Genomic DNA, 8,105 nt, shown 5'->3' with positions numbered 1-8,105 from the left:
GTCGGTGCCCCCGGGGATGTCGACCGGGGGGCGGGGCTCGTCGCGCCGCACGGATAGGGGTGTCGGGACTTTCCCCCTAATCTCCCGCAAGGGCTAACACCCGACCACCGGTGCGCGACACACTGTGTGAAGTGCACCGCCGGGGCCGGGGCACGTGACATCGACGGTGTGCTCGAGATGAGGGACCGTCACCGACCACCGTCTGCAGGTGCGAACAGGAGTGACCGTCATGGCCATCGGGATCGGTGTGAAGATCGGGACCGCGAACAGCGTCGCGGTAGCTGCCTCGGAACATTCCTGGGAGGGTGCGGTCTCGGTCGAGACCTCCGCTCTGGTGGATGCCGACGACTTTCTCGGACGGGTCGGCGACCCGGTACCGATGCTCGACGACCACGGACGCACGATCGCGGCCGCCGAAATCTACGCGCACGCGGTCGCGGCGCTGCTCGCCCAACTCGACCTCGGTATGAACCAGACGGACCCCACACGGTTCGACGACGCGCACCTGAGCGTCGTGTTCCCGGACACCTGGACCGATCAGGCCGTCGACGAGGCCCGGGCGGCCCTCGCAGCGCACCCCGACGCGGTGCCGGCGGAGTCGACCACCTGGGTTCCGGAATCACGCGCGACCCTGGCCGCGGCCGAGCATGCCGAGGGCGCCTTCGGCGACGGCACCGTCGTCGTCTGCGATCTCGGCGCGACCGGCGTCACCGTCTCCGTCCTGACCACCGGCGCCGACCCGGTCCCCGTCGGCCGCCCGGTACGTCTGGATACCGTGAGCGGCAACGAGTTCGATCGCCTGGTGCTGGCGCACACGCTCCGGGTGACCGGTGCCGACGCAGAGGTCGAGTCGGGCCTGGCCGATCCGCAGCGCAGCGGCGCGATCCTCGACGACGTGAACCGGTTGCGCGCCGACTGCCGGCGGGCCAAGGAGTCGCTGTCGGTCGACACCGACACCGTCGTCGACGTGCGGGTCGGAGACGTCCGCACCGAGGCACGGGTGGTCCGCGACGACATCGAGGATCTGCTCCGCGCACCGATCCTGGAATCGGTTGCGCTCGTTCGTGAAGCGCTTGCGGCCTCCGCGGCCGGCCTCGACACGTCCGGACCTGCCGCGGCCGGGATGAATCCGGCCGGGGCGACCGCGGTGCTCCTCGGCGGTGGCGGCGCGGCGATCCCGCTCGTCACCGAGATGCTGTCCTCGACTCTGCGTCTGCCGGTCGTCGGAGACCCCGACCCGGCGTCGGCCTCGGCGGCCGGTGGCGCGCTGATGGCCGGCGCCGCGCTCGCCGCGCACCGGTCGGCGATCGCACCCGTCGCCTCCACCGCGGCCATCGTCTCGGCCGCGCCGGACGAGCGCCCGCTCCGCGAGATCGTCCCGGCGCCGAGCACCCCGGTGACCGAACCGGCTCCGCGGTTGTCGCGGCGCAAGCGCGGGACGCTGATCACGCTCGGCGCGGCCGCTCTGGCGCTCGTGACAGCAACCGGGCTCTCCGTCGGCACCGGACTCGTCGGCTCGGTCGGTGAGTCCACGCCCCCGCCCGCGGGAGCGGCGACCACGACGGCGACCTCGTCCCAGAATCCCGGGGGCGGACCGGGTACCTCGGTGGCGGGTGCGCGTCCGGGCACCTCTGCCGCGCCGGTGACCGGTGCGGGCACCCGCGCTCCCGGCGCCGGAACCGGCACACCGGGACGCGCCGCCACCAATACCCCGACGGGCGGCGCGCCCGCCCCCGGAACCAGCCCTGGCCGGACAGCGCCGGCACCGGCACCGGCCCCGGCGGCGCCGTCGGTCCCGTCGGCGCCCGGCACCCCGTCGGCACCGAGCCAGCCGGAGCCGGAGGCCCCCGATCCGGGCACCGGTGGCGGCTCGGGCGGTGGCGGCGTCACCCCGGGCGGAGTTCTGGAAGGTCCCGGTCGGGTTCTCGACGGCACCGGTCAGATCGTGTGCGGTGTCACCGGCGTCATCGGCGTCGACTGCTGAGCCCGTTGACTCCCGGTCACCGCTGGACTGTGCGATGACGCCGACGACATCGGTCTCCGCCATCGGCGATCGGCCGGACCCATCACTCCCCGTGTCGCGCACTGCGTCGTGGGTCTCGGGCATCGTCGACCGTGCGCACCGGGGCCACCCACTGTGCGCCGTCGCCGTCGGCACTCCCGGCAGCGGCCGGTCGGCGCTGCTGACTGCGGTACACGAACAGCTCCGGCGCCGGGACGTGCCGGTGAGCATCGGACTGCCCGCGGCGACCGGTGCCGGAGCCGGCCCGGTGTTCGTCCTCGCCGACGACATGCACTTGTGGCCCGGACCCATGATCCAGACCGCCCTGGGCATGCTCGACGCCGGGACGATCGGGCTGATCGCCACGGCCGAACCGCGGGAACTGGACCCGGGTGTCCGCCTGCTTCGCGACCGCGCCCGCCCGTACGGTGCCGTCCTCGAACTCGAGGCGCTGGGCACCGCTGATGTCCTGACCCGAGCGACGCGCATGGGCCTGACTGTCGACCCGACCACGGCATCGCAGATCCGCCGACGCTGCGGTGGCGCCCCGGCGCTCGTCGATGCCGCCCTCCGGTCGGTCCGGGCCGCCGCAGGCGGCAACCCACAGGGCGTCGACGCGCCACCCGATGACCTGATCTCGATCGTGGAACGGCTTGCGCGCGAGTGGCATCACCGGTTGTTGCGCGGGCTCGACCCGCTGACGCTCGCCGTGCTGGCCCTCGCCTCGGTCCGGGCACCCCTCGACCCCGACAGTGTGGCCGACGCGGCCGGAGCCGACCGGGTTGCCGCGGCCGGAGCCCTCGACCGCGCACGGGGCTGCGGCCTGCTACGCGGCTCGGACGTGTTCGTGTCAGCCGCCGCTGGACCGTTGCGAGATGTGCTCGGCGACCGGCGGATTGGGGAACTCCGCCACAAGTCCGCCGTCACCGCACTACGCGCGGCCGAACTCACCCCCGACATCGCGCTGCTGGCCGCCGAGGCCGGTGTCGACGACGCACGTATCGTCGATGCGTTGGTGGCCGGCGCCACGGACGCCACCGCCGCGCGGGCGGTGGTCCTCCTCCGGGCCGCCGACCGGGTGGCACCGGGACGCGACGACGTCCGGCTGCTGATGGCGCAACGCGCGCTGGCGTCCGGTGACCTCGATGGCGCGGGCGGCGCGGCCGATCAACGGTTGGAGACGGCCGGGCCGGCCGACCCCGGGGTCGAGGAGTGGGTGGAGCTCGCCGCCACCGTCGCCGCGCAGCGCGGACTGGCCTCGCACGCCGCCGACCTATACCGCTGGGGTGCCGCGAATTCGTCGGCACCACAGTCCCTCCCGGCCGCGGTGGCGCTGCTCGCCGTCGGTGATAGCGCAGCGGTCACCGCGATCGCCGAGGCGGATCGCGGCCGTGCGCCGGTCGCGAGCAGGGCCGCTCGGTCCCTGGTGACCCGCGGGCTGCTGGCCACCCTCGACGACGCGGACGACACGCCCTCCGGCGACGCGGTCGACGCCGTGATCCGGGGCCTCTCGGCCGGAGGCGCGGCGTCCCGGGGTCCGTATGCGGGCCGGGTTCTGCACGCGGCCATCGCGGTGGCGCTGAACCACGGCGACACCGTCGGCGCGCAGACCATCCGGTCGGTTGCCCCCGAGTCAGGTCGCGCTCTGATCGACGCCGAGATCGCGCTGACAGTAGGCGATCTCGAGGCAGCGGCACGTCTGATCCCGTCGGACGACCCGGTCGGGATGCCCGAACGTCTTCGATGGCAGGCGATTCGACTCGGCCTCGCTCGACGCCGAGGCGATACCGCGGCACTGACCACGGCGTGGCAGCACGGGTTGTCGCTGCTCGCCGCCACGGAGGTGGATCTCTATCTGCTGCGGTCGTTCGGGGAGTTCTGGATCGCGGCCGCGAGTCTGGGCCAACTCTCGGCGGTGGACCGGTATGTGGGTGCCGCCGACCGTTTGCTCGCACGTCTGGACGATCCCCCGGCGTGGTCGCAGTTCTGGGACTTCGCCGGCGTGCAGGCCGCGGCCGTCGCGCGTGATGACGCCGCCGTGGCGCACCGGATGGCCCGCCTCGACCTCGCTGCGGCGCAGAACCGGACGGCCCGATCACTCGCCGTCGCTGCCCGCGCCTGGGTGTCGCTGACACGTGGTGGCTCCGACACCGTCGCCGATACCGCGGCCGAGGTCACGGCGGCGGTCGACGCGTTGCGGACTATCGGATTGCAGTGGGAGGCAGCCCGGCTGGCGGGCATGGCTGCGCTTCGCGCCGATGATCCAACGACCGCGGCCGGCCTCCTGGACACCGCCCGTTCGGCCGGGGAGGACCGGCGCCGGACCCCGCCGGTCGGTGGACCGCTCACTGACCGCGAGGCGGAGGTCGCCCACGAACTGCTCCAGGGTTTCACTTACCGGGAGATCGGTGAGCGACTGTACATCTCGGCGAAAACCGTCGAGCATCACGTCGCCCGGATCCGCCGCCGGCTCGATGCCGGGTCCCGGTCGGAACTGCTCGCCGCCCTCCGTGCGGCCGGGTATCGGTGACGGCGACGCTGTCGGCGCGGTGAGAACCGCCCGTGCGGAGGCCGCCACGAACGATATGGCGTCGGCCGGCTTCCCCGGGGTGGTTTTCGGGGGCGCATTCGACGACGGCTCGCGCGGAGATGCCACGGATCGGGCATCGGCGGTGGTACCAACAGGTCATGGACCACACGCTGTGCCCCGATGATCGGGAGCCGCTCTGATGCCGGCGGTCCTCGTCGAGCGCGATGGTGAGATCACGACGCTCACCCTCCATCGCCCGGACGCGCTGAACACCTTGAACGTCGACCTGGTTCGGGAACTGACCGACGCCCTCGATGCCGTCGACGAGGATCCCGGATGCCGGGTCGTGATCCTGACTGGGTCAGGCCGCGCGTTCTGCGCCGGCCTCGACCTGAACGGCTACGACGACGACGATCTCGACGCCGAACAGGGTGGGGTGATCCCGATGTTCGAGCGACAGCAGGACATCGCCGGGCTCGCACTGCGGTTGCACGGGCTGCGCCAGCCGGTGATAACCGCGGTCAACGGGCCCGCTGCCGGTGGTGGTCTGGCCCTGGTGTGCGCGAGTGACATCCGCATCGGGTCCACGTCGAGCGTGTATGCGGTGGGGTTCATCCGGGCCGGGTTCTCCGCCTGCGACATCGGCGTGTCCTGGTTGCTCCCGCGCCTCGTCGGGACAGGGCGGGCACACGAACTCATGCTGACGGGACGCAAGTTCACGGCGGTCGAAGCGGAACGGTACGGGTTGCTCGTCGATCTCGCCGAGCCGGAGGAACTGCTCGAGCGAGCGCGCTCGACGGCCCGTGCGATCCTGGCCAACCCGCCGCTGTCGGTGGAACTCACCAAGGTGGGGATGTGGGCCGCGGTGGAGTCCGACTCTTTCAGTGCCACCGTCGAATTCGAGAACCGGCAGCAAATGATCACGGCGATGACCGAAGATCGGGGCGAGGCGACCGCCGCCTTCCTGGAGAAACGAGCACCGAGGTACCGACGACGATGACTTCTGACCTGTTCGATGTGAGTGGTAAGACGGTGCTGGTCACCGGCGGCACGTCGGGGATCGGGGCGATGATCGCCCACGGACTGCACGACCGCGGGGCGCGGGTGCTGATCACGGGCCGCAACGACGACGCACTGGCCGAGGCGCGCGCGGCAGGACTGACTGCGCTACAGGCGAATCTGTCGACCGCAGAGGGCGCACGAGCGCTGGCAGAGCAGGTGGCGTCGGCGACCGACACCCTCGACGTCCTGGTGAACAACGCCGGCGCGACCTGGGGGGCGCCCCTCGAGGAGTTCCCCGACACTGCCTGGGACCGGGTGCTGAAGCTCAACGTCCAAACGCCGTTCGTGCTCACGCAGACGTTGCTGCCGTTGCTGACCGGTTCGGCCACTGCCGACAATCCGTCGCGGGTGATCATGATCGGAAGCGTCGACGGGATCCGGGTGCCGCGCACCGCGTCGTATTCCTACTCGTCGAGCAAGGCGGCCGTCCACCAGCTGACACGGCATCTCGCGCGGGATCTCGGACCGCGTCACGTCACCGTGAATGCCATCGCGCCAGGCCCTTTCGAGTCCAAGATGATGGCGCCGATCCTGGCCGAGCTGGGCGACGAGGTCGCCGCGGCCTCCCCGCTGGGGCGTATCGGTCGAGCCGACGACATGATCGGGACGGTGGTGTACCTCGCCAGCCGCGCCGGCTGCTACCTCACCGGGACCGTCATTCCCGTCGACGGTGGGATCGCGACGACCCTCTGATCTGTTCGACGGATCGGCGTCGAGGAACAGTCGTCGTGCGGGAACCCGCCGACGCAGCACGGATCGTGACTTGTGTGGGCCGGTGCCTCGCATACCACACGGCACCGACAACCGTCCCGACCGCGCTGCAGTGTCACACCGGCAGCAGCACAACATCTTTCGAGCATGGCCAGCGTTTCTCGTGTACACTCGAACATACATTCGCAGTCAGGTTCTCGGGGGGAGGTGACCGTCATGCCCGACAGCACACACGTCGATGGTGCTCTGCCCGCGTCTCGAGCGGCCGAGCTCGTCGCCGAGTTGCACCGGTTGATCGGTGAATTGCAGACCGTCGACCTCGGGGCGTGCTCGGATACCGAACTCGTCGATGTCGCCGCCGGGACCGAGACAGCGATCGCCCGCCTCACCTACGCCGGTGACCGACAGATGGTCACCATCGCCGACCGCGATCTACCCCATCGCACCGGGTACCGCAGCATCACTGCGTTCATGACCCACCGACTGAGGGTGTCTGATCCGATGCGCCGCAACAATCAGCGGGACGCGACCGCCACCCACCTCACCCACACCGGCCAAGCGCTGCCACCCGAACACCCCACCCTCGCCGCGGCGTTGGCCGACGGCCGGGTGGGCACCGCCCATGTGCGCGCCGCCCTCGATGTCCTCGATCAGATCCCGCATGGAACCGACCATGACGTGACGGTTGCCGCCGAACGGCAGATGGCCGAGATCGCCGAAGCCCACACGCCCGCCGACATCACCCAACTCGGTGCGCGGCTGCTTGCTCATCTCGACCCCGACGGCACTCTGGCCGACGACTCGGAACGCACACGACGCCGGAACCTCTGGGTCAACCGGCAGCGTGCCGACGGCACCGCGAAACTCACCGGCACCCTCACCCCGGAACTCGCTGCCCGGGTGACGATGCTGTTGGCGGTGTGGGCCAAGCCCGGGATGAACAACCCCAACGATCCTGATTCGCCGACCGGATCTGTTGAAGACGCCGACCCCGAACAACTGGCCGCCGCAGCAGAACGGGACGACCGCACACCGGCCCAGATCAACCACGACGCACTCAACGCCCTACTGAAAGCAGTCCTCGACGACGGGTTGCTCGGCAAGTCCCACCGAGGCCTGCCCGTCCAGTTGATCATCAAAGCCGACCTCGCCGACCTGATCCGTGAAGCCGGGCTCGCCACGACCGCCACCGGCACCCTGCTACCCATCCCCGACCTGATCGCGATGGCCGCCGACGTTCAGCCGTGGTTGGCGATCTTCAAAGACGCGACCGCCGTTCCGCTGCATTTCGGGCGGGGCAAGCGTCTCGCCACTCGCGAACAACGCCTCGTCTCCTTCGCCCGCCCCGACGGCGAAGTCTGTTCGGCGCCGGGCTGCGATCAGCCCGCCACCCACGTCGACATGCATCACGCACAACAGGATTGGGCCAAAGGCGGTTTCACCGACATCGACGACCTCGCCCCCGCGTGCCCGCGGCACAACCGGATGGTCGGCCCGAAACCGGGCCAGTACACCACCCGCATCGTCCGATCCGGCACCGACGAAGGCCGCTGCGTCTGGCGATTGAACGCCGAACCCGGTGCGCCACCCAACCCCGAACACCTCAACCGCCGCCCCGACATACCCCGGCGGTTCGCACACCATCTGAACACCGTGCGCGCCGAGATCCACGGACCACCAACCCGGTCCGGCGATCAAGCACGCCCGGAGGCGCCACATCCGACAGACGCGCGTCGCTCATGGCTGACGATCAGCCACGTCATCGACGTGCGGCCACCACGACCCGGCCCACCCCCACCC

General features: G+C 71.0%; 5 protein-coding genes. All 5 read left to right on the top strand.

Annotation, left to right across the window (positions count from 1 at the left end; all coding sequences use genetic code 11):
- Nucleotides 1–229 precede the first annotated feature (229 nt).
- The gene (locus CA982_RS25920) at nt 230–1,984 is read left to right on the top strand and encodes an Hsp70 family protein (protein ID WP_086537924.1); all 1,755 of its coding nucleotides are present in this window, start codon (nt 230–232) and stop codon (nt 1,982–1,984) included.
- Between the two features lie 34 nt (nt 1,985–2,018).
- The gene (locus tag CA982_RS25915) at nt 2,019–4,532 is read left to right on the top strand and encodes a LuxR C-terminal-related transcriptional regulator (RefSeq protein WP_086537923.1); all 2,514 of its coding nucleotides are present in this window, start codon (nt 2,019–2,021) and stop codon (nt 4,530–4,532) included.
- Between the two features lie 199 nt (nt 4,533–4,731).
- Complete coding sequence (locus CA982_RS25910; RefSeq protein WP_086537922.1) at nt 4,732–5,532, top strand: enoyl-CoA hydratase/isomerase family protein; 801 nt, start codon at nt 4,732–4,734, stop codon at nt 5,530–5,532.
- The gene (locus tag CA982_RS25905) at nt 5,529–6,287 is read left to right on the top strand and encodes an SDR family oxidoreductase (protein ID WP_086537921.1); all 759 of its coding nucleotides are present in this window, start codon (nt 5,529–5,531) and stop codon (nt 6,285–6,287) included. The genes CA982_RS25910 and CA982_RS25905 overlap by 4 nt, the downstream gene beginning before the upstream one ends.
- Before the next feature lie 234 nt (nt 6,288–6,521).
- On the top strand, nt 6,522–8,105 hold a 1,584-nt coding region (locus tag CA982_RS25900; RefSeq protein ID WP_144066132.1), incomplete at its 3' end, for an HNH endonuclease signature motif containing protein.

Source organism: Gordonia lacunae, from assembly GCF_002149015.1.
Taxonomy (GTDB): domain Bacteria; phylum Actinomycetota; class Actinomycetes; order Mycobacteriales; family Mycobacteriaceae; genus Gordonia; species Gordonia lacunae.
This window is presented reverse-complemented; position numbering and strand designations above follow the sequence as displayed.

Excerpts from the sequence above, each read along its gene's own strand:
- CA982_RS25905 (WP_086537921.1), top strand. The coding sequence starts at position 5,529 with ATGACTTCTGACCTGTTCGATGTGAGTGGTAAGACGGTGCTGGTCACC.
- CA982_RS25920 (WP_086537924.1), top strand. The coding sequence starts at position 230 with ATGGCCATCGGGATCGGTGTGAAGATCGGGACCGCGAACAGCGTCGCG.
- CA982_RS25915 (WP_086537923.1), top strand. The coding sequence starts at position 2,019 with ATGACGCCGACGACATCGGTCTCCGCCATCGGCGATCGGCCGGACCCA.
- CA982_RS25910 (WP_086537922.1), top strand. The coding sequence starts at position 4,732 with ATGCCGGCGGTCCTCGTCGAGCGCGATGGTGAGATCACGACGCTCACC.